We start from the raw sequence: 22,849 nt of genomic DNA on the forward strand, positions 1-22,849 counted from the left end.
CGCCGCGGTCTCCTGTACGATGGAACCAACCCTCTGATTCCATTCCGATTCATATTTTCCTAACCGTCAATGGTAACCGGTCTTGTCGGTTTTGCTGCATCTTGCATCCCACGGGAGGGCTGGATGGGCGCATCGATCCGATGGACCGCGCGAACGCGCGCGTTGCTCCGCCGTTGGCGCGGAGCGCCGCTGACGTGGCTGATCGCCGGCGGCTTCGTGCTGATGCTTGCGACCGCCATCGGCACCGCGCTCACGGTCGACCGTTTCCGGCAGAATGCCATCGAGAGCGGTCGCGACAGCCTTGAAAACGCCGTCCGCATGCTCGCCCGGCATTTCGACCGGCAGTTCGAGGACTTTGCGGTGCTGCAGAAGAGCATCATCGCCGAGCTCGAGAGCCACGGCATCCAGTCCGCCGAAATCTTCCGCAGCGAGATGGGCACGCTCGCCGTGCATGAGGTGCTGCGCGCGAAAGCCAGCGGCTGGTCCGACGTCGCCGGCGCCAATGTGTTCGATTCCAGGGGCGTGCTGATCAACTCGTCGCGGCAATGGCCGGTCGCCGATATCTCGATCGCCGATCGCGGCTATTTCAACCGTCTCAAGGACGATCCGGCTGCGCAAGAGGAAGTGGAGGTCGTGCCCGGCCGGCTCGGCAACGGACCGGCGATCGTGTTCGCGCGGCGCATCTCCGGCCCGCACGGCGAATTCCTCGGGCTGGTCTCGCGCGCGATCACGCCCGAGCAGCTCGAATCCTTCTTCGCCTCGACCGGGCTCGGCGAGGATTCCTCGATCGCGATGCACCACCAGAACGGCCAGCTGCTCGCCCGCATTCCACACGTCGAAGCGATGATCGGGCAGAACTTCCGCACCGGTACGCCGGAGCAAATGGCGGTGTTCGAGCGCACCTTCGTCACCACCCAGCTCGCAAGCCCGATCGACGGCAAGGACCGCATCGTCGCCTCGCGCCTGCTCACCGGCGAGCCGCTGGTCGTGGTCGCGACCAAGTCGCTCGATGCGACGCTGGCGACCTGGCGCACACAGACGAAATTCTTCGTCACCATTGCCGCGCTGTCGATCGGCCTGTTGGTGCTCACGCTGTTTCTGATCTTCCGCCAGGTGACGCACCGCCTGTCGCTCGAGAAGCAGCGGCTCGACACCGCGATGAACACGATGACGCAAGGCCTGTTGATGTTCGATCAGGACGAGCGGCTGATCGTCTGCAACCGCCGCTACATCGAGATGTATGGGCTCTCGGTCGCCGTGGTGAAGCCCGGCGTCCACTTCCGCGACGTGATCCGGCACCGCCGGGACACCGGCTCGTTCGAGGGCGACATCGATGCCTATTGCGACGACATCCTGAGCAATGTCGGCCGCACCAAGAGCGCGATCGTCGAAACCGCCGACGGCCGCCTGATCGAGATCAAGAACCAGCCGGCCGCTGCCGGCGGCTGGCTCGCCACCCATGACGACGTCACCGAGCGTATCCGCGCCGACGAGCGCATCGCCCATCTGGCGCATTACGACGCCCTCACCGACCTGCCCAACCGCGTGCTGCTGCGCGGACATCTGGAACGCCGCGTCGCCGAGCTCGCGCAAGGCAAGCCGTTCGCGATCCTCTATATCGACGTCGACGAGTTCAAGGGCGTCAACGATTCGCTCGGACACGAGGTCGGCGACGAACTGCTGCGCCAGGTGGCGAACCGCCTGCGCGCCTGCGTCAGCGGCAACGACATGGTCGCGCGGCTGGGCGGCGACGAATTCGCCATCGTCAAGGCCGGCACCTCCGATCCGGCCGAGCTGACGGCACTGGCGGAAACCATCCTCAAGGCGTTGCGCGCACCGGTGGATTGCAGGGGGCACGAGGTTCCGACCGATGCCAGCATCGGCATCGCCGTCGCGCCCGATCACGGCGACAATCTCGACGATCTGCTCAAGCGCGCCGATCTGGCGATGTATGCGGCGAAGTCGGAAGGCCGCCGCACCTTCCGCCTGTTCGTGCCCGAATACGACGCCAAGGCGCGGCAGCGCCGCCAGCTCGAGCTCGATCTGCGCCAGGCGCTCGCACGCGGCGAGTTCGAGGTGCACTACCAGCCGCTGGTCGACCTCACCGCCAATGTCGTCACCGGCTGCGAGGCGTTGCTGCGCTGGCGCCATCCCGAGCGCGGCATGGTTTCGCCGGCGGAGTTCATCCCGGTCGCCGAAGACACCGGCCTGATCGGCGAGATCGGCGAATGGGTGCTGAAGCAGGCCTGCGTCGAGGCTGCCTCGTGGCCGGGACGGATTCACATCGCGGTCAACGTGTCGCCGGTCCAGTTCCGCTCGCGCACGCTGGCGCTCAAGGTCGCCGCCGCCCTCGCGGAGTCCGGGCTCGCGCCGGGCCGGCTCGAGCTCGAGATCACCGAGACGGTGCTGATCCGCGACGACGAGGAGGCGCTGGCGATCCTGCAGCAGCTGCGCGAGCTCGGCGTGCGCATCGCGCTCGACGATTTCGGCACCGGCTATTCGTCGCTCAGCTATCTGCACCGCTTCCCGTTCGACAAGATCAAGATCGACCGCAGCTTCATCAGCGACATCGGTCAGTCCGAGGACTCCTCGCCGATCGTGCAGGCCGTGGTGCGCATGGCCGCCGCGCGCCATATGGCGACCACCGCCGAAGGCGTCGAGACCGAAGCGCAAGCCGAGGTGCTGCGCCAGCTCGGCTGCAGCCAGATGCAGGGCTGGCTGTTCAGCCCGGCGGTACCGGCGACGAAGCTGAAGCAGCTGCTGGCGGCGCAGGCGGTCGCGGCCTAGCCGGCGACGCCACGTCTGGCCCGGATGTCCGCTGCGAGGAAAGCGGCGCCGCTGAGTGTTTGGTTCGAGGTCGTGCGGCGATTTGACAATCAGCGACCGACAGCTATCAATTCATTGAATTCTGCGCACCTGGCTCGTCGAAATGGTGAGCCGCCGATCCGCCTCATTTTCGAGACGCGGGCAAGAAACGTTCAAAATACCGATGGTTTGCCTCCATTGGCCGCCGCAACGAAGAGTCGCATCGAGTCCCCATCCAAGCGCAAACCACAGGCATTTTGGAGCCGCTCAGCGCAATTTGAACCAGGGATTTCCGCATGCCGAATGATGAGTCGAGGACGGGGACGGAGCGTCTGAGACACTGGCTTGAAAGCGTTGGGCTCAGCCAATACACGGACCTCTTCGTCCGCCATCGCATCGATCTCGACATCCTGCCCCACCTGACCGAACCGGATCTGGCACAGATTGGACTGCCGCTCGGAGACCGCAAGCGGCTTCAGCGTGCAACGGCGTCCCTTTCCGGAATGGCCGCGCCAGCCGCGGGCCACACATTGCCCGCTACGGCAATCGTTGCGGAACGTCGCCAGCTCACCACGATGTTCTGCGACATGGTCGATTCCACCGCGCTCTCCGCACAGTTCGATCCCGAGGACGTGCGTGACATGATCGCGAGCTTTCGCGAAACCTGCGTGGGTGTGGTCAAACACTATGAAGGATTTGCCGCCCGCTTCGTCGGCGACGGCATCCTGGTCTATTTCGGCTACCCGAAGGCGCATGAGGACGATGCCGAGCGAGCGGTGCGGGCTGGTCTCGAGATCGTGCGGACATTGTCGACCGCGCCTGCGATCGAGCCGCTGAGTGCGCTCAACCAAGCGCCCGCCGTCCGGATCGGCATCGCGACGGGACTGGTGGTCGTGGGCGACTTGGTCGGCCAGGGGACCGAGGAGCGCGATTCCGCGGTCGGCGAGACCGTCAATCTGGCGGCGCGATTGCAGGGCCTGGCGCCGCCGAACGGGGTGGTCATCTCGTCGTCGACGCAGTCGCTGTTGAAGGGAAAGTTCGACTATCGCAATCTCGGGGTCCATGCACTCAAGGGCATAGCCGGAAGAACACAGGCGTGGCATGTGGTACGGCCGTCGCGCGTGGAGACCCGCTTTGCCGCAGCCATCGGCTCCCGGCTGACGCCACTCGTCAATCGCGACGACGAGATCACGGTTCTGCTCTGCCGCTGGGAGCAGGCCAAGGCGGGCGACGGCCAAGTCGTGGTGCTGTTCGGGGAGCCGGGCATTGGCAAGTCGCGCATCGTCCAGGAAATCTTCGTGCGGATTGCGGGGGATCGGCACGGGCATGTCTCGTTCCAGTGTTCGCCCTACTACAGCTCGACGGCGTTCCATCCCTTCATCGAGCAGCTCAAATTTGCCCTGGGCCTCGACCGCGACGATGCTTCGGCCTCGTCTCTGTCGAGTCTCGAGCGGACCGTTGCGGCCGCGCATGGCGACATCGAGCAGATGACGCCGCTCTTTGCGGCGCTGCTGTCGATCCCGACCGGAGGTCGCTATCCTCCGCTCGATCTGTCGCCGCAGCAGCAAAAGGACGCCATCGTCTCCGCCCTCATCAATCATCTCCTGGGCCTCGCGCACGATCAGCCGCTGGTGATCGCCTTCGAGGACGCCCATTGGATCGATCCGACATCCCGGGAGGTCATCGATCTGCTGGTGGAGCGGGTCCAGTACACGCCCATTCTCGTCGTCATCACTTGCCGTTCCGAATTCAAGCCGAGCTGGAGCGCTCACTCTCACATCACGACGCTGGTGCTGAACAGGCTGAGCCGGCAGCAGCGGACGACCTTGGTCGAGCGGGTTGCCGGCAGCCGCAAAATGCCGAAGGAAGTCGTCGAGGACATCATCGTCAAGACCGATGGCGTGCCGCTGTTCGTCGAGGAGCTGACCAAAGCCGTTCTCGAAAGCGACCTTCTGACCGAGGAACGGGGAAATTATGTGCTCTCCGGTTCGTGGCGACCGCTGGCAATCCCGGCGACTCTGATGGATTCGCTGATGGCGCGTCTGGATCGGCTGGGCCCGTTCAAGCGGGTCGCACAGATCGGAGCCACCATCGGCCGGCAGTTCTCCTACGAGATGCTGAACGCTGTCGCCTCCGTACCAGCCGACCAGATCGAGGCGGCGCTCGATCGCCTGGAGGAGGCAGGGCTGATCGTCCGGCTGGGCCATCCGCCGGATGCGCTCTACTCGTTCAAGCACGTGATGATCCAGGATGCAGCGCATGCGAGCCTGTTGCGCAGCGAGAGGAGACGGCTCCACGCGCGGATCGCGTCGGTGCTGGCTCAGAACTATCCGGAAAAGACCGAGCGCGAGCCGGAGCTTCTCGCCTATCATCTGACCGAATCCGATCAAAGCCAGCCGGCTGCAGCTTCCTGGATCAAGGCCGGCAGGCACGCCGCAAGGTTGGGAGCCTATTTGGAAGCGATCGGCCACCTGCGCCGTGGCCTAGCGGTCGTCCTCGGCAGTCCCGAGATGCCCGACCGCGATGAAATGGAGCTGGAGCTTCGCATTGCGCTGGGTAACGCGCTGATCGCTGCCAAAGGTTACGGCACACAGGAGGTGGAAGACAATTTTGCCCGAGGCCTCGAGCTCGGACGGCAGCTCGATGATGAAGACAAGGTGCTAGCGGCGATAAGAGGCCTTTGGATGCACCACTTCATTCGGGCTGACCTGACCAAGGCGCACGGTCTGAGTGCCGCACTCCTGAAATTCGCCAAACGGGAACGTCCGAGCGAGTTGCTGTCGAAGCAGACCCTGTACCTCGTGGAGGCCCACAGGTCGATCGCGGCGACCATGCTTTACCGCGGGCGGTTTCTGGCGGCGCAACATCATCTTCGTCGCTCCATCGAACTCGATGATCCGGTTCTGCATCGCGGTTCGGCGGAAAGGCTCCTCAATCCAGGCGTCATGTCGATGTCGTACCTCGGATACCTGCTATGGTTCCTGGGGCAGCCCGACACCGCGCGGCAGCACAGCGAGCAGGCGATTTCCGATGCCGAGCAAATGCGCCATCCTTTTACGCTGGCATTCGCGCAAGTGTTTGGCGCGTACCTTTGTCAGCATCTGCGCGACGTCACGGGCACCAGAGATTATGCCAGCCGCGCGATGACCATTTCATCGCAACACGGCTTTCTGCATTGGAAGCAACAGGCCACCATTCTGCATGGATGGGCGCTGACTGAGCTCGGGGACATGGATGCAGGTCTGAGCGAAATGCGCACGGGCGTCGAGGGTTATGAGGCGCAGAATTCCTGGCTTGCCAGTTGCTGGTTCAGATGCCTCCTCGCGCAAGGCTATGCGAGGGCCGGTCTGTCGGAAGCGGCCTTGCGCGCGCTCGATGGTGCCTTGACGGTCGCGAAGAGGACGGGCGATCACTTCTATCTGGCGGAGATCTACCGCCTGCAAGGGGAGTTCATCCGGGCCCATGCCGGACCAGCGGCCGACTCCGAGGAATTGTTCGTGCAGTCGCTGGAAGTCGCGCGCGGACAGAATGCCCGCTCGTGGGAGCTGCGGACAGCCGTCAGCCTGGCCCGCCTCTGGCGAGATTCCGACAGGCTTGAGCAGGCGGTGGACCTGCTTGTGCCTGTTGTCGGCAGGCTCCGTGAAGGGCTCGTCACGCCGGACGTGAAAGAAGCCATCGCGCTCGCAAGCGAGCTCGATATGCTGTCATCCAGAGATCAGCCATGGATCGCGCGAATCAATTCGATCCGACAGTGCCCGTGACCGGCATCGACATGCGACAGCGCACGCCGCCCGGTTCGAAGGCGAGATCGAACTCGCCGCCGAGGTCCGCCTCGACACAGCGCTCCATCAGCCGCGTGCCGAAGCCGCGGCGCATGGGCGGCGTGACTTTCGGGCCGCCGGATTCCACCCATTCATAATCGAGAATGGTGCCGTGCCCGGCATTCCGCAGGCTCCATCGCATCAAGAGCGTCCCATCCGGCGCCGACAAGGCACCGTACTTCGTCGCGTTGGTCAGGAGCTCGTTGAGAACCATCGTAAAGCTGAGCGCCGAGCGCGCATTGAGCGCGACGGGTGGACCTTCCATCCTGATCCGGCCATCCTCCGCAACAGCCGCCGTGATGTCCTCGACGAGCCGCTGGAGCGGAGCGTCCTGCCACTTGCGCTCGGTCAAGAGATCATGCGCACGAGAGAGCGCCAGCAACCGGCCCTCGAAGGTTCGATTGAAGTCGTCCAGACTGCTGGTATGGCGCGCGGTCTGGCCGGCGAGCGATTGCACCATCGCCAGGGTATTCTTGACGCGATGATTGAGCTCATCAATCAGGAGGGTTTGCGCCATTTCCGCGCGCTTGCGTTCGGTGATGTCGACCAGCATGTTGACTGCACCGATCAGCCTGCCCCCCGAATCGAATAGCGGCGTCGGATAGGGAATGAACGGCACGCGCGTGCCGTCCGGTCGCTCCGCGACAGCCTCCACTCCACGCACGGGCCGACCCTCCCGGAGCGCGATCGCCATCGGACATTGGTCGTGCGGCAGAGGCGTGCCGTCGGGCCAATAGAGCTTCCAGGTCACGCACCATTCGTCGCCGGGCAGCGGCGTGCGCCCGGCCATCTCGACGGCGGTCTTGTTGTAGAAGGTGATGCGGCCTTTTGCGTCGGTGGTGTAGAGCGCGGCGGGCAGCGCCTCGAGCAGATCGCGCATATGCTGCTCGCTCTCGCGGATCCGATCCTGCAATCGCTTCGCTTCCGTGACGTCGTGACTGACGCGAACGCCGTAACGGAAGCGTCCCGCGCTGTCCCTGACCGACGAGCTGAAAATCTCGAGATGACGCACGCTGCCGTCGGGGCGAAGGACGCGCTTGCGGTAGGTATAGCTGGGGAGGTCGCCACGCACCTGCTGCTCGTAGAGCGCAAGGTCCGCGGCGCAATCGTCGGGATGAGTGTAGTCGGAAAAGCTCATCCCCAGCAGCTCCTCACGGGATCTCCCGGTGATCTCGCTCAGATAATCGTTGACCCGGAGCAGCCGCCCATGTTCATCGGCCTCGGCGATGCCGACCTTGGCCGCTTGGTAGGTTGCAGCGAGGCGAGTCTCGCTCGCCTCGCGCGCTAGCTCGGCCACGCGCAGCCCGGTGACGTCAGTTGTAAAGCAGCGCGTGCTGACGAACTTGCCGTCCTCGACACGACTGTTGGAGGTGATCAGTACGTGCTTGATCGAGCCGTCCTTCGCGCGCAGGCGGGCAGGATAACGGTCCAGCCTTTCGCCGCAGGACAGTCGGTGGAGAATGTCGCCGATGACGGGGGCGTCCGCGTGAAATTCGGCCACATGGTGACCGATATACTCTTCGGCGCTGTAGCCCAGCAGATCGAGCTCGGCCTGATTGGCCCTGCGAATGATGCCGTCGCCACCCACGATATGGAGCCCGACCGCACTGTTCTGGAAGAAGTCCTCGAGATCCTTGGTCTTTGCACGAACCTCTTCCTCGATCTTCTTGCGATCTGAAACGTCCTGAAAGCAATTGATTGCGCCCTGGATGCGGCCGGCATGATCGCGCAGGGGACGGATGTTCACGAGTGCAGTGATCCGGGAGCCGTCCGGCCGTTCGATCATGACCTCCGTGTTACGCGCGGGGAGGCCGAGCCGGACCGCCGTGGCCATGGGGCACTCGGAATGCGGAAGCAGGGTGCCGTCCATCCTGTAGAGACGATGCGACCCGCAGAACTTTTCGACGGAACCAAGCTCCGGAGTTCTGCCCCACAATTCCGCGGCTTCGCCGTTGTAGGTCACGATGCAGCCTTCACTATCGCAGACATAGACCGCGCCCGGAATGGCCTCGAGCGCTGCAGGAGCCGCCGCCACCAGGGCCTCGAATTCGGTCAGCTTGCGGGCAGAGAGCGGAAATTCCTCGACATTCGACATACTTAGCCCCGACGTGCCGCAGGCGGGCGCCTACGCAATCAGCTTGAACGCATCGAAGCCCAGAGCGTTCCAAGGCCCGCCAACCGCTGGTTGAGACTTGGCGGCGCCGAGTGCGGTCAAAGCGTCCGCGAGCGGCGCTTCGACAGTCGGGCCTCACCCCTGTTGTGCCGACGCCGACGGCACGGCGCTCGACGACGGGCGCACCATGGTCTGGCCCTATTACGTCAACGGCCGCCCCAAGATCCGCTGCTTCATGCCCGGCAGCATGACGTGATCCGGAACGGGCTCGGCAAGGTAAGAGAAGCTCACATCGATTGTCGGGCCGCCCGCACTTCGGCGAATTCGGCGTCGGGGTGGCTGACGATGGTGGCGACCATGATGCCGCTGATGATCAGCGACCAGGCGGTGTTCCAACAGATCCAAAACACGAGCCAGCCTCCCTTTTCCCTCTCTCGCGCCCCGAGCTAACGGCAGAGCGATGCCGCCGTTCCCGGCGCGGGGCCTGCCGCGAGGGCGGCGGCAAGGAACTATTTTGGTTTGGTCGGCGGCGCCGCCCGATCGGTTTGGCCGGTGTGGCGCTTTGCCACGACATCCGCATCGCGCTCGCCCTCGTGCGGGCGCGGCGGAAGCTTGGGCTGGCCGGCTTGACCGCCATGCTTGCCGCCCATGTCGGGCTTGCCTTCGAGATCGTTTGCGCGGGACATGTCGGTTCAATGCGTTCGCAGCGCATTGGTTCGCGACAGCATCGGCCGTTTTCGCCCTGTGAACGGCCTCATAGAACCGCCGCTCTTTGCAGTGCAGGATCGCTGACGCGGCCCTTGGCCTCGCGGCTTGCACCGATGGATTGGCCTGATGCGAAAACGACTCATCCTCTGGACCCTCATGACCTCCGCCCTGGTCGCGATCACCGTGTGGACCATGCTCGGGCCGCCGGACCAGCCGTCCGGGTTGCGTCTGCCCTCCCGAACCGCAGCGGCGCGCTGACCCGGCATCCCGCGACCGATGCGATTTCGGCATCGATCGATCCCCATTGGATTTTGGTGCGGCGTCGCTCCGCCCGCTATGCTCGCGGCAAAAACGATAATACCGCGAGCCAGCTTTCAGGAGGAGCCCATGCCGAGGTCTATGTCGAGACCGATGTCGAGACCGATCCGACGCATCGCATCGCGCGCGCCACGCGCTGCGATCGCCGCCGCCCTGTTCGCTTCGCTTACCCTCATTTCTGGAGTCCGTGCCGGTATGGCCGAAACCTTCGCCTATGTCGGCAATGCCGACAGCAACGACATCAGCGTGTTCAAGATGAGCGAGAGCGGCGAGATGACGCTCGTGCAGACGGCCGCCTTCAAGGGCGTCGAAAAGCCGGGCTCCTCGACACCGCTCGCGATCACGCCCGACCACCGTACGCTGATTGCCGGAATCCGCTCGCAGCCCACTCTCGCGGTGAGCTTTGCGATCGATCCCAGGACGGGCGAGCTCAGCCATCTCGGCAACGGACCGCTCGCGGACAGCATGGCCCATATCGCCATCGACCGCAGCGGCAAGTACCTGTTCAGCGCCTCCTATGGCGGCAACAAGGTCGCGCTGAATCCGCTGCTTGGCAACGGGGTTGCCGGCGAGCCCAAGCAGGTGATCCCGACCGGGCTGAACGCGCACGCCTTCCTGCCTTCGCCCGACAACCGCTTCGCATTTGCGACCAATCTCGGCTCCGATCAGGTGCTGGCCTTCGCATTCGATGCCACGACCGGCACGCTGACGCCGAACGACCCGCCGGGGCGCAAGGTGCCGGAGAAATCGGGGCCGCGGCACTTCGTGTTTCATCCCGGCGGCAAGTTCGTCTATCTCCTCCACGAGCTGAACGGCGATGTCGCGGCCTTCACTTATGAAGCCAGGAGCGGCGCGTGGGACGAGATCCAGCGCACCACCGCGCTGCCGGAAGGGTTTTCGGGAAAACCTTGGGCGGCCGACATCCACATCACGCCGGACGGCCGCTTCCTCTACGCTTCCGAGCGCACCACCAGCACGCTCACCGCCTACAGGGTCGATGGCTCGAGCGGCAAGCTGACCACGATCGGCAGCGTGCCGACCGAGAAGCAACCGCGCGGCTTTCAGGTCGATCCAAGCGGCCGCTATCTCGCCGCGGTCGGCGAGCTCTCCGACAGCATGACGGTTCATGCCATCGACCAGGGCAGCGGCGCGCTGACCAAGCTGAAATCCTACCCCACCGGCAAGAAACCGAACTGGGTCGAGTTCCTGAAACTGCCGTGAGGAGCCATCGCCGACCTACGTAAACATCCGTAATTTCGCGAGGCCCGGCTTGGCGCCATATCTCGGTCATGGACCGGCAGATTGTCTTCAAATGCCCCCAGACGGGCCTGAACGTGCAGCATCGGCTTACCGACGAGCCGAGCGATCGCACGCACGTGTCGGTGTCGTGTCCGGCCTGCACGCGGCTGCATCTGATCGAGCGGGCCAGCGGCAAGCCGGTGGGTGAGCGGCGCCGCTGACGCCCGCCGCGCGCGACTCGAGCTCTTCGGAGCGAACCTGTTCTCCAATCCCGCGACTCATCAAAGACTTGCTTGTCAAAGACTTGCTTGCCGCGACTGCCGGCGGCGGCACGGCGTCCTGATTCGGGACGACGCGGCCGTAGTGCGGGCGGCGGCCATCTGCTATCGATTGGAGGCATAGCCCAAGTGGAATTTACCCAATTGGAATTTCCGATGCGTCATTTGCCCCGCGCCGTTGTTCGAAACCTGTGCCCCGCAGCCGTCGCCGGCCTGCTCGTCCTCAGCCCCCATCCGGCCGGCGCCGCCGATGACGACGCGCCGAAGGGGCCGGCGGTCACGGTGCTGAAGGTCGCGAAATCCTGCTTCTCCGACGTCGTCGAAGCCACCGGCACGATCATCGCGCGTGAGGAAACCTCGGTGCGGCCCGAGCGGCCCGGCCTGAAGGTCACGGACGTGCTGGCGGAAGCCGGCGACACCACCACCGCCGGCCAGGTGCTGGCCCGGCTGGCGCTGCCCGAAGGCGGCACGCTTCAGGTCACCGCGCCCGTGGCGGGGGTGATCGCGACCTCGACCGCGCAGATCGGCAACTTCGCCTCGGCCAAGGGCGAGGCGCTGTTCACGATCGTGGCGCGCAGCGAGTACGACCTCGTCGGCCTCGTGGCCACCACCGATGTGCGCAAGCTCGCGGTCAATCAGCAGGCCACCGTGCGGATCCCAGGTGGCGGCGACATCAGCGGCAAGGTGCGCCGCATCGGACCGACCGTCGAGCCGAACATCCAGCAGGGCATGGTCTACATCGGCATCTCCTCGCAGAAGCGGCTGCTGCTGAATGGGAGCGGGCGCGCGCTGATCAAGACCGGGCAGAGCTGCAACGTGGCGGTGCCGCTGACTGCCGTGCAATATTCGTCCGCCGGCACCGTGGTGCAGGTGATCCGCCGCAACCGCGTCGAGACCAAGCGTGTCGAGGTCGGCTTGATGTCCGGCGGCAATATCGAGGTCCGCGACGGCCTCAGCGAGGGCGACGTCGTCGTCGCCCGCGCCGGTGCCTTGCTGCGCGAAGGCGATCCGGTGCGTCCCGTGATGGCGAGCGCGGAAGCGGCGAAGTAGGAGCAACGTCGTAGGGTGGGTTAGCCGAAGGCGTAACCCACCTCTTTGCTCTCCAAGCTGACGCGAGAGAAGCGGTGGATTGCGCCTTCGGCTAATCCACCCTACAAGAGCCGCGAACTAACCGCCGGCTTCGCCGAAACGGACGTCTTCGAGCAGCGACGACGATACGGTCGGGACCTGGTCGCCTTCGCTGGCGCGGGAGATGGCGAGGCGGGTCTTGTTGAAGACGCTCTCGGCGCTGCCGGGCTTGCTGAGGTTGTTGAGGAACTCGCTGACCAGCACGCTGTGCTCGCCCTTCCCGTCGTCGACGACCTTGCCGGGCGAGGCGGAGGTGAGGATGAGCGCATTGTCGGACGCGCTGATCGGCGCGAGACCGTGGCTGTAGGAGCGGAAGCGGCGCTCGTAGGGATTGCGGCGGGAGGCGTCGACCACGACGAGCTTGGCCTTGGCGCCCTGCTCCTTCATCATCTCGAGCACGCCCTCGATCGACACGCCTTGGCGGCGGACGTCCTTTTCCTTCCAGATCACGGCATCGACCGGCAGCATGTAGCTCTCGCGGCCGGCCTGCACGCCGTAGCCGCCGAAGAACAGCATGACGACGCTGTCGCGGGTGATCCGCGACTTCAGGCGGCTCACGGCGCGGACCATGTCGTCGCGGGTCGCATCTTCCACCATGTCGACGTCGAAGCCGTTCTTGCGCAGGGACGAGGACAGCGCACGGGCGTCGTTGATCGACTGCGTCAGCGGCGCGCTGGCGTCGGGGTAATGTCCATTGCCGATGACGAGCGCCAGGCGCGAGCTCTGGCCGATCGAACCGGTGATCTGATCGGTCGAGACCGCCTTGGCGGCATCGATCGCACGCATGTTGAGAGCAGCATGGGCGCCGATCACCAGCGACACCGTGCCGATGAGGGCCGCGGCGAGGGCGATCGTACGTCTGGAAAGGTCGAGCTGCTTTAGATTCATCTCGCTTCGTTTCCTGTGCCAAAGACCTACCAAGCGCGCGCACACTGTTTGAGTAGCGCGATAGCGGCTTTAGGTTTGAGGGATTGGCCGGGGATGTGACCCCGAATTGCGCGCAATTTGCGGCGCCGCACCAAACAAACCCTTAACCGGATATAGGCCCTGGGGCAATAGATTGCTCAAAATTTGAACTAAGCGTCTGAATATACTTGATAATTCTCCGATCCAAATTGCCGCCTTTACGGCTTCCCCGTAGCCTTCCGGAGAGCGATCATGCAGCCTTCGTGCCGGCTTTTCCGTGACTTCCATCACATTTGTTTTTCCCGCGAATCCGGGTAGCTTTTTCAACGACTTGCAGGGGGTGGCGCGCAGATGGCAGCGTGCCTGATGTCCCCGACCAAGGCCCCCGCGACCAGGTATTTCATGAGCTTTCATTATTTTGCCGGCGCCGCCTGCCGGGCGCTGACGGCGCGGAAGGACGGCCCCTCGCTTTACGACGTCTGCGATCCCGTATTGTCGGATACGGCCAGCGGCGATCCGCATCTCGCCAAATTCTACAGGACCGCCCTCGGCAATCCCGCGCTGCGGATCCTGCTCCGCCGCGCCGGCCTGCCCGAGCTGCGCGACGAGGGGATGCTGACGCGGCTGCGCGCGGCCCTCGCCCAGGCCCGCGACGAGGCCGAGCCCGACTGGGCGGCGGTCGGGCAGCCGATCGCCGGTCTCGTCGACAGCATCGCGCTCGACCACCCCAAGCCGCCGCCGGTGCCGTTCACCGCCACCATGCCGCAGAGCGCTGAGATCGACGGCGTGATCCGCGATTGCGCGCAGCATCTGCTCGGCTCGTACCGCCGCAACGGCTTCCTGGCGACCTACGCCGCCTTCAACCTGATCGGCGATCCTGATGTCCGCGGCCGCGAGCTGATCATGGCGCTCACGGGCCTCAACGCGCGCGGCTACAAGAATTCCTCGCTGCTGTTCAACCTCGCCCGCGTCTTCATCGCGCGCTCGCCCGCGCGCGCCGTGGTCAATCCGCCCTGGAAAGGCATTGCCGAGCCGATGTGGGAGCCGGTGCAGATCCGCCACCGCTCGGCCTATTACGACGCGTTCTTCATCGAGGCCCTGCTCGGCTTCGTCGAGACCGGGCTCGCCTCGCCGGCCGACAAGGTCGCGGCGGAGCGCGCGATCGCCGACATGGTCGATTTCTGCGTCAACATCAGTCGCGAGGAGGTCGAGGGCTTGGGCGGCGCGCGCTTCAACGTCGTCACCGCACTGGCGCCGGCGCCGCATCCGCGCTTCTCCCGTTACTTCGCGCAGATCAAGCAGGACCTCGGTTTCGGCATCTACGTGCCGGATTGCGACACCACGGCCTGCTCGATCTCCGCGGCGACGCAGGCCGGCTGTACCGACGCGATCATCGACCAGCCGCTCCTGGACTTCTATGCGGGCTATCAGGTGCGCGCCGGCGTCAACGAACCGCGCGTGACCGTGCCGCTCAACGACAATATCGACTATGAGGGCGGGGTTGCGACCTGGATCGACAATCTCAAGGGCGAGCGCCCTTACGGCAACGATCTCGATCCGACGCTCAATCTCGACATTCTCGAGGTAAGCTTCCGCAACCTTGAGCGCTGGAAGGTGCTGGAGACGCCGTCGCGGCTTGCAACATTGCACCGGATCATCGGCTTTCAGAAGCGGCTGGCCGCCGGCGGCGCCTTCGCCAATCCGCGCTCGCACATCTATTATCTGCCGGAGCTCTACAGCGCCTATTTCGGCCGCTGCTATGCCGCCTTCCTGGCGCTGCCGCTGGCGGCGCAGGCCGCGATCGATCCCGCCGGCGATTTCGATTTCATCCGCCACCGCGTGCTGTCCTACGTCAAGGGCGAGCTGATGGCGGCCGAGATGAACGTGTTCGACGCCGCACTGGCACTGATCGCGCTCGGCCATCTCGGCGCCGACCCGCGCGCCTTCGCGCCGGCGCTGAACGTGATCGTCGCCGGGCTCGGTGAAGGCGGCCGCCGCGGCCCGTTCCGCGCCTATGAATGGAACAAGATGAAGACGCCGACGCGGATCCTGGTCGGTGGCCCGGAGGTGACCTCGGCGTTCGTGCTGATGGGGCTGGCGGTGGCGAAGCGGGCGATGGCGCGAGGGTGAGGGGTCTCGTAGGGTGGATTAGCGAAGCGTAATCCACCATCTGACCTCCGCGGATACGAACAGTGGTGGGTTACGCCTTCGGCTAACCCACCCTACGAGACCGTCGCAAAATGACAGGAAGTTGAAAGCCTATCTGTTCGGCATGCGCTGGCCGCGCGGCCAAAAGCCGACCACAATTGCGCCGTCTATCGAGATTTTCATCACAACTGGACGGGCATGTTGCGAAAGGTCCTGATTGCGCTGTCTTTGTTCGCCATCCCTTCGCTGGCGGATGCCGCCGAGATCACCGGCACGGCAAAGGTCCGCGCTGGCGATGCGGTGGTGATCGGCACCACGCGGATCCGGCTCGGCGGCATCGACGCGCCTGCAATCGACCAGCTCTGCCTCAACACCAAGTCCGAGCGCTGGACTTGCGGCGTCGCGGCCCGCGATGAGCTGGCCAGATACACCGAGGGCAAGACTTGGGTCTGCCGCCCGAGATCGGTCGACCGGCGCGGCCGCACCGTGGCGCGCTGCGAGGTCGGCGGCGAGGACATCCAGAAATGGCTGGTGCGCAACGGCTGGGCGCTGGCCTACGCCCACATGTCCCGCGACTATGAAGCCGATGAAAAGGCCGCGCGGGAGGCCAAGGCAGGGATGTGGCAGGGCGCCTTCATCGCGCCGTGGGACTGGCGCGTCCGCAACAAGAAGACCGCGATCCTCGGCGCGACCAAGCCGCCTGACGGCGCGCACGCGGTGCTGCTCGCTTCGGCCTCGGGGCCGGTCGCGCCGTCGCCGGACTGCACCATCAAGGGCAACGTCAACAGCTCCGGGGAGTGCATCTTTCACCAGCCGACCAGCCGCTGGTACACGCAGATCAGGATGAAGATCAGCAAGGGCACCCGCTGGTTCTGCTCGGTCGAGGAGGCCGAAGCGGCCGGTTGCCGGGAGACGAAGCGATAACCCAGCCCTGCATTTTGCGCGCTTTTCTCGGGACGCGCCGGCACGTAAAAGCATGATTCAGCGACCCACCATCCTGTTCTCAGGCAATAAGGACCGACAGCAATGACCGTTCGCGCGGGCCGGGAGTTTCTGGCCATCCCCGGGCCCACCACGATGCCCGACGAGGTGCTGCGGGCGATGCACCGTCCGGCGATCGACATCTACTCCCAGGAGATGCTGGATCTCACCGAGAGCCTGCTCAGCGACATCTCCAAGCTGTTCGCGACCAAGGGCAAGTCCTACATCTACATCGCCAACGGTCACGGGGCCTGGGAAGCGGCGCTGAGCAACGTGCTGTCGCGCGGCGACAAGGTGCTGGTGCTCGAGAGCGGACGTTTTGCGATCGGCTGGGGCAACGCGGCGGCGCTGATGGGCGCCGAGGTCGAGGTGCTCAAGGGCGATTGGCGCCGCGCGGTGCGGCCGCACGAGGTCGAGGAACGCCTGCGCCGCGACAAGGAGCACAGCATCAAGGCCGTCGTCGTGGTCCAGGTCGACACGGCCTCCGGCGTGCAGAACGACATCGAGGCGATCGGCAAGGCGATCAAGGCGAGCGGCCATCCCGCGCTCTACATGGTCGATACCGTCGCCTCGCTCGGCTGCATGCCGTTCGAGATGGACAAATGGGGTATCGACGTCGCGATGTCCGGCTCGCAGAAGGGGCTGATGACGCCGCCCGGCCTTGGCTTCGTCGCCGCCAATGCGCGCGCGCTCGAGGTGCACAAGAAGGCCAACATGTCGACGCCCTATTGGAGCTGGAGCGAGCGCGAGGGCACCGAGAATTATCGCAAATATGCCGGCACCGCGCCGGTGCATCTGCTGTTCGCGTTGCGCAAAGCGATCGACATGCTGCACGAGGAAGGCCTGGAGAACGCCTTCCGCCGCCACAGCCTGCTCGGCGAAGCCGCCCGCCGCGCGGTCTCGGTCTGGTCGGAAGGCCAGGTGCTCGGCTTCAACGTGGCCGAAGCCAGCGAGCGCTCCAACACCGTGACCACGGTGACGATGAGCAACGGCCACGATCCGGCGGTGCTGCAACGCTATTGCAAGGACAAGTGCGGCGTTGTGCTCGGCACCGGCATCGGCGATCTCTCCGGCCAAGCCTTCCGCATCGCCCATATGGGCCATGTCAATGCGCCGATGCTGCTCGGCACGCTCGGGGTGATTGAGGTCGGGCTGAACGCGCTGAAGATCCCGCACGGCAAGGGCGGGCTGGAGGCGGCGGTCGCGTATCTCGGGGAAGAGGTGGCGGTGTAAGTCGCGCGCGCCTCTTCCTTCTCCCCTTGTGGGAGAAGGTGGCGCGAAGCGCCGGATGAGGGGTTCTATCCGCGATTCCCGACTGCCAGGACTCGCGGAGAGAACCCCTCACCCGTCTCGCCGCTATGCGGCGAGCCACCCTCTCCCGCAAGGGGAGAGGGGAAGATCAGCGCTCCACCCGATACGCCTCCACCTGCGCCTTCAGCTCATTCAGCGACGCGAGCGGCGCTTTCGGGTCGACGCGGTGCTCCCCGCTCGCAAGCCATCTCAGCACCTTCGCATCGATCACCGGCGAATGGTGGATGACGTCGCTGTAATTGTTAAGATCGTGCGTGACGGCCTTGATCGCGCGGAAATCGTGCAGGCGGACGTTGGGTAGTTGCGTCAATCGCCGCGCAATGTGCGCCGTGAGATCGGTGACGACCTTCAGCGTTTCGGGCGAGGCATCGCGAATCGCGACGAATTGCAGGATCGAATAGGGCGGGAGGTAGATGTCGAAGGTCACGTCGGGGTGGCGCGCGATCAGGCCGACGGCGTCCTGCTCGAAATGCCGGACCATGGCTTCGTAGCTGTAGCCTTCGCCGAGGAAGCGGCTGCGTACGGGGCTGGTAATGTAGGCAAAGGCGGCGAGCGTCTTCTTTGCGTTGTAGTCGCGCGCGACGTCGAAATCCCGCGGCAGGGCGTAGATGTCGTCGACGTCTGACAACGCAAACTTGACCGGCAGATAAGGCGACGCCCGGGTCAGCGGCTCCCGCAGCAGCGGGACGGACCGCAGCAGCGCGAACACCGATTCCTTCGCCATCGCCGCGCTGAACAGATAGGAGGCGATGCCCTTGGCGGTTCGGCGATAAAGATCGACGGACAAATAAGGGTCGGTCTCGATATCAGCGGCATCGATGAAGATGAAATCGTCCATTTCCCAGATCACGCGCCTTGCGCCGCGGTCGATCGCCTGCTCCAGCACGAAGGCCTGCTGACGCGAGTTGGAGCCGGTCATCGCCAGCTTGAGCGAGCGGACACGAAGCGCGCGATCGATGTCGCTCTGGCGGAAATGGATCGCAAGCGAGGTGCCCATGAAGGCGGTGTCGAACGGCTGGCTGCTGATCAGCCCGGCATTCTGCACGCGCGTGTCCTCCGAGTAGAAGGCCGGGACAAGGCGCGAGGGGCGGAACAGCTGCAGGGGATCGACGATGAAGGTGAGCGCCGCGGCGCTCAGTACGCAGGCCACGCTCGCCAGCAGAAGACGCCCGAGATTGGTGAATGCGCCCTGCATCAGAACCGGAAATAGATGAATTCGCTGTGGCTCTGGATGCCCAGGAAGCCGAAGGCGAGCAGCAGCGAGGCCGCATAGAGCACCAACGGCCGCGTGCGCCCTGCCCGCAAGGCCTCGCCGACCTCGCGGTTGCCGTGGTCGTATTCCATCAGCGCTTGTGTGTTCGGCGCCAGCCACACCAGCGCCGCATAGATCGCGACTTGCACCAGGGCCGCGATCTCCTCGCGGCCGAGCACGAGGTTCGAAGGGGCAGCCATGGCGTGGAGCACCCGCAATGCCCAGGCGACGCTCTCGGCACGGAAGAACACCCAGGCGATGACGACAGCGAGGAAGGTCAGCACGGCGCCGGCGATGCGAGCTGGGCGTGCAATCAGCGGCGGACCGTTCGGCACCAAGGCATTGAAGGCATGATTGACGCAGAGATAGGCGCCATGCAGCGCGCCCCAAATGACAAAAGTCCAGGCCGCGCCGTGCCAGAGCCCGCCGAGCAGCATCGTGATCATCAGATTGACGTAGCGCAGCACGCGGCCGCGGCGGTTGCCGCCGAGCGGAATGTAGAGATAATCGCGCAGGAATTGCGACAGCGTCATGTGCCAGCGCCGCCAGAACTCGACGATGCTGGTGGCCTTGTAGGGCGAGTTGAAATTGACGGGCAGGAAGATGCCGAACATCAGCGAGATGCCGATCGCCATGTCGGAATAGCCGGAGAAGTCGAAATAGAGCTGGAAGGTGTAGGCGAGCGCGCCAAGCCAGGCCTGGTCGAAGCTCGGCGAGCGCGCCTCGAAAGCGAGCGCGACCAGCGGCTGGATGCCGTCGGCAAGGCAGGTCTTCTTGAACAGGCCGATCGCAAAGATGATGATTCCGCACAACATGAGATGCCCGTCCGGGCGCTTGGTCTCCTCATGCTCGAATTGCGGGATCATGTCCTTGTGATGGAGGATGGGCCCCGCGATCAGATGCGGGAAGTAAGTCACGAACAGCGCGTAATGCGGCAGCGCATAGGCCGCGACCTGGCCGCGATAAGCGTCGACCAGAAACGCGATCTGGGTGAAGGTGTAGAAGGAGATGCCGACCGGCAGCAGGATGTGGAGCGCGACATGCGTGCCGAGCAGCGCGTTGACGTTCTCCGCGACGAAGCCGGCATATTTGAAGATGCCGAGCATGAGGAGATCGCCGACGACGCCGAGCGCGAGTGCGGCCTTTCGTTGCGGGTGCGTGAGCTCCGCCACGATGAGAAGATGGCCGACGCCGTAGTTGAAGGCGATCGAGAGCAGCAGCAGGGCGACGAAATGCCAGCTGCCGATTGCGTAGAAGGTGATCGAAGCCAGCGCCAGCCAGACCACCGGAGCGAGATTGCTGCGCCGGCCGAGCCGGAAATAGCCGGCGAGCACGACCGGCAGGAACAGCAGGATGAACGCATAGGAATTGAACAGCATCGGGCTGGACCGCCGGCGGGATATTGTCCCTCAAAGCACACAAGGGGCCGATCAACAACCCGGCAGCATGGGCGGTCGTGCTGGCAATCCGCGGAATCGGAACGATATAAGGTGGGACACGGCGAGCCGCTTTTTCTTCTCCCTCCCCCCGTTCTTACGGGGAGAGGGTCGGGGTGAGGGGCTCTCTCCACAGATGAGACCATAGCGAGACCTGTACCCCCTCACCCGGAATTTGCTGTCGCAAATTCCGACCTCTCCCCGCAGGCGGGGAGAGGTGAAGGAGGCCGCGACACGTATTTGAACGAGGACCGAGTGACAAAAGCCAAGACGCCTTCGAAGCCCCCCGTCGCCCCGCGCCGGCTGCATTCCTTCACGCGGCACGGCATTACCGTGACTGACGATTATGCCTGGCTGAAGGACGCGAACTGGCAGGAGGTGCTGCGCGATCCCGCCGTGCTCGATCCTGACATCCGCAAATATCTCGACGAGGAGAACGCCTACACCGAGAGCCTGCTCGGCCACACCTCGGGCCTGCAGAAGACGCTGGTGCGCGAGATGCGCGGGCGGATCAAGGAGGACGATTCCAGCGTCCCGTCACCGGATGGGCCGTTCGCCTATTTCCGCAGGTTTCGCGAGGGCGGGCAGCACGAGCTGTTCGGCCGCATGCCGCGCGACGGCGGCGACGGCCAGATCGTGCTCGATGGCGACGCGCTCGCCAAGGACCACCAATATTTCAAGTTCGGCGGCAGCCGCCACTCCTACGATCACAAGCTGCAGGCCTGGAGCGCCGACACCAAGGGCTCGGAATATTTTTCGATCCGCGTCCGCGACTGGGCGACGGGAAAGGACCTCGACGATCTCGTCGAGGAGACCGACGGCGGCGTGGTCTGGGCTGCGGACTGCAAGAGCTTCTTCTATGTGAAGCTCGACGACAATCACCGCCCGATGCAGGTGTGGCGGCACAAGCTCGGCACCAAGCAGGCCGACGACACGCTGGTCTATGAGGAGCAGGATGCCGGCTGGTTCACCCACCTGCATGAAAGCACCAGCGGCCGCTTCTGCGTCATCGCCGGCGGCGATCACGAGACAAGCGAGCAACGGCTGATCGATCTCGCCCATCCCGAGGCGCCGCCGCGCCTCGTCGCGGCGCGCGAGGACGGCGTGCAATATTCGCTCGCCGATCGCGGCGACGAGCTGTTCATCCTCACCAATGCCGACGATGCCATCGACTTCAAGATCGTCACCGCACCGCTTCACGCGCCCGAGCGCAAGAACTGGCGCGACCTGATTCCGTATCGGCCCGGCATCTACATCATCGACCTCGATCTCTATGCCGGCCATCTGGTGCGGCTGGAGCGCGCCAATGCGCTGCCGTCGGTCGTGATCCGCGACCTCGCTAGCGGGGAAGAGCATGCCATCTCCTTCGACGAGGCCGCCTATTCGCTCGACACGATGGGCTCCTACGAATTCGCAACGACGACACTGCGCTTTGCCTATTCGTCGATGACGACGCCGTCGGAAGTCTATGATTACGACATGGTCAAGCGCACGCGCGTCTTGCGCAAGCGGCAGGAGATTCCGTCAGGCCATGACCCGGCCGGCTACGTCACGACCCGCATCATGGCGAAATCGTATGACGGCGCCGAGGTGCCGGTCTCGATCCTCTATCGCCGCGGACTGAAGCTCGACGGCGCAGCGCCACTGTTGCTCTACGGCTACGGCTCCTACGGCATGGCCATGCCGGCCTCGTTCAGCGCTAACCGCCTGTCGCTGGTCGACCGCGGCTTCGTCTATGCCATCGCCCATATCCGCGGCGGCGCCGACAAGGGCTGGGGCTGGTACCTCGACGGCAAGCGCGAGAAGAAGACGAACTCGTTCGACGATTTCGCCGCCAGCGCCCGCGCGCTGATCGATGCAAAATACACCAGCGCCAAGCGCATCGTCGGCCATGGCGGCTCGGCCGGCGGCATGCTGATGGGCGCGGTCGCCAACCGCGCCGGCGAATTGTTCGCCGGTATCGTCGCGGAGGTGCCGTTCGTCGACGTGCTCAACACCATGCTCGACGACACGCTGCCGCTGACGCCGCCGGAATGGCCGGAATGGGGCAACCCGATCGAGAGCGAGAAGGATTTCCGCACCATCCTGTCGTACTCGCCTTACGACAACGTCGCGGCAAAGGAGTATCCGGCGATCCTGGCGATGGGCGGGCTTACTGATCCCCGGGTCACTTACTGGGAGCCCGCCAAATGGATCGCGCGCCTGCGCGCAACCATGCGTGGGGGCGGCCCGGTCCTGCTCCGCACCAACATGGGCGCCGGCCACGGCGGCGCCTCGGGCCGCTTCGACCGGCTCGACGAAGTCGCGATCGTGTACGCGTTCGCGCTGTGGGCAGCGGGGATGGCGGAGGCGTGACGTCGTAGCCCGGATGGAGCGGAGCGCAATCCGGGATTCGCGCAGAGATC

General features: G+C 64.8%; 17 protein-coding genes. 11 read left to right on the forward strand and 6 right to left on the reverse strand.

The genetic code is table 11. The features are described 5' to 3' along the window. The first annotated feature begins 123 nt into the window (after positions 1–123). Positions 124–2,787, forward strand: coding sequence for an EAL domain-containing protein (locus I6F16_RS32005; RefSeq protein ID WP_225114565.1), 2,664 nt, complete (start codon positions 124–126; stop codon positions 2,785–2,787). Positions 2,788–3,101: 314 nt separating this feature from the next. Continuing rightward, positions 3,102–6,566, forward strand: coding sequence for an AAA family ATPase (locus tag I6F16_RS32010; protein ID WP_225174287.1), 3,465 nt, complete (start codon positions 3,102–3,104; stop codon positions 6,564–6,566). Here the strand turns inward: I6F16_RS32010 and I6F16_RS32015 are convergent. Then, positions 6,541–8,721: a PAS domain S-box protein gene (locus I6F16_RS32015; RefSeq protein ID WP_225114567.1), complete on the reverse strand. Its 2,181-nt coding sequence runs from the start codon at positions 8,719–8,721 to the stop codon at positions 6,541–6,543. The genes I6F16_RS32010 and I6F16_RS32015 overlap by 26 nt on opposite strands. A 97-nt stretch (positions 8,722–8,818) precedes the next feature. On the opposite strand from I6F16_RS32015, the gene I6F16_RS32020 reads away from it, so the two are divergent. Next, a complete protein-coding gene (locus I6F16_RS32020; RefSeq protein ID WP_225114568.1) occupies positions 8,819–8,995 on the forward strand; it encodes a hypothetical protein in 177 nt (58 codons plus the stop codon). A gap of 31 nt (positions 8,996–9,026) precedes the next feature. On the opposite strand, the gene I6F16_RS38075 is transcribed toward I6F16_RS32020, so the two are convergent. Both I6F16_RS38075 and I6F16_RS32025 read right to left on the reverse strand, forming a co-directional pair. Next, positions 9,027–9,149 carry a hypothetical protein gene (locus tag I6F16_RS38075; RefSeq protein WP_260345449.1) on the reverse strand — a complete coding sequence of 41 codons (123 nt, stop codon included), beginning with the start codon at positions 9,147–9,149 and terminating at the stop codon, positions 9,027–9,029. Between the two features lie 99 nt (positions 9,150–9,248). Then, the gene (locus I6F16_RS32025) at positions 9,249–9,425 is read right to left on the reverse strand and encodes a hypothetical protein (protein ID WP_156447317.1); all 177 of its coding nucleotides are present in this window, start codon (positions 9,423–9,425) and stop codon (positions 9,249–9,251) included. A 148-nt stretch (positions 9,426–9,573) separates the two neighbouring features. Here I6F16_RS32025 and I6F16_RS38080 point away from each other — a divergent pair, with 148 nt between their 5' ends. The 4 genes from I6F16_RS38080 (at position 9,574) to I6F16_RS32040 (ending at position 12,332) form a co-directional block, all read left to right on the forward strand. Further along, positions 9,574–9,705: a hypothetical protein gene (locus tag I6F16_RS38080; RefSeq protein WP_260345447.1), complete on the forward strand. Its 132-nt coding sequence runs from the start codon at positions 9,574–9,576 to the stop codon at positions 9,703–9,705. 255 nt (positions 9,706–9,960) lie between these two features. Then, the gene (locus tag I6F16_RS32030) at positions 9,961–10,986 is read left to right on the forward strand and encodes a lactonase family protein (RefSeq protein WP_225114569.1); all 1,026 of its coding nucleotides are present in this window, start codon (positions 9,961–9,963) and stop codon (positions 10,984–10,986) included. 68 nt (positions 10,987–11,054) lie between these two features. Next, positions 11,055–11,225 (forward strand): hypothetical protein, encoded by a 171-nt coding sequence (locus tag I6F16_RS32035; RefSeq protein ID WP_167361671.1) that lies wholly within the window; start codon positions 11,055–11,057, stop codon positions 11,223–11,225. A gap of 213 nt (positions 11,226–11,438) precedes the next feature. Continuing rightward, positions 11,439–12,332 (forward strand): HlyD family efflux transporter periplasmic adaptor subunit, encoded by an 894-nt coding sequence (locus tag I6F16_RS32040; RefSeq protein ID WP_036015950.1) that lies wholly within the window; start codon positions 11,439–11,441, stop codon positions 12,330–12,332. A 117-nt stretch (positions 12,333–12,449) separates the two neighbouring features. Here I6F16_RS32040 and I6F16_RS32045 read toward each other — a convergent pair whose 3' ends face one another. Further along, positions 12,450–13,298 carry a caspase family protein gene (locus I6F16_RS32045; RefSeq protein ID WP_036015927.1) on the reverse strand — a complete coding sequence of 283 codons (849 nt, stop codon included), beginning with the start codon at positions 13,296–13,298 and terminating at the stop codon, positions 12,450–12,452. Positions 13,299–13,718: 420 nt separating this feature from the next. Here I6F16_RS32045 and I6F16_RS32050 point away from each other — a divergent pair, with 420 nt between their 5' ends. The 3 genes from I6F16_RS32050 to I6F16_RS32060 all read left to right on the forward strand — a co-directional run bounded on the left by I6F16_RS32050 (position 13,719) and on the right by I6F16_RS32060 (position 17,678). Further along, positions 13,719–15,446, forward strand: a complete 1,728-nt coding sequence (locus tag I6F16_RS32050; protein ID WP_225114570.1) for a hypothetical protein — start codon at positions 13,719–13,721, stop codon at positions 15,444–15,446. A gap of 216 nt (positions 15,447–15,662) precedes the next feature. Beyond that, positions 15,663–16,388, forward strand: coding sequence for a thermonuclease family protein (locus I6F16_RS32055; RefSeq protein WP_225114571.1), 726 nt, complete (start codon positions 15,663–15,665; stop codon positions 16,386–16,388). Positions 16,389–16,490: 102 nt separating this feature from the next. Beyond that, a complete protein-coding gene (locus I6F16_RS32060; RefSeq protein ID WP_036015923.1) occupies positions 16,491–17,678 on the forward strand; it encodes an aminotransferase class V-fold PLP-dependent enzyme in 1,188 nt (395 codons plus the stop codon). 166 nt (positions 17,679–17,844) lie between these two features. On the opposite strand, the gene I6F16_RS32065 is transcribed toward I6F16_RS32060, so the two are convergent. Together I6F16_RS32065 and I6F16_RS32070 are read right to left on the reverse strand one after the other, a co-directional pair. Continuing rightward, positions 17,845–18,951 carry a hypothetical protein gene (locus tag I6F16_RS32065; protein WP_225114572.1) on the reverse strand — a complete coding sequence of 369 codons (1,107 nt, stop codon included), beginning with the start codon at positions 18,949–18,951 and terminating at the stop codon, positions 17,845–17,847. Further along, positions 18,951–20,387, reverse strand: a complete 1,437-nt coding sequence (locus tag I6F16_RS32070; RefSeq protein ID WP_225114573.1) for an MBOAT family protein — start codon at positions 20,385–20,387, stop codon at positions 18,951–18,953. The genes I6F16_RS32065 and I6F16_RS32070 overlap by 1 nt, the downstream gene beginning before the upstream one ends. Before the next feature lie 312 nt (positions 20,388–20,699). Between I6F16_RS32070 and I6F16_RS32075 the strand changes: the two genes are divergently transcribed. Continuing rightward, positions 20,700–22,799 (forward strand): S9 family peptidase, encoded by a 2,100-nt coding sequence (locus tag I6F16_RS32075; protein WP_225114574.1) that lies wholly within the window; start codon positions 20,700–20,702, stop codon positions 22,797–22,799. The last annotated feature ends 50 nt before the right edge of the window (positions 22,800–22,849 follow it).

Origin of the sequence: Bradyrhizobium sp. IC4060, assembly GCF_020193715.1 — a bacterium.
In the GTDB taxonomy this organism is placed as follows: Bacteria; Pseudomonadota; Alphaproteobacteria; order Rhizobiales; family Xanthobacteraceae; genus Bradyrhizobium; species Bradyrhizobium yuanmingense.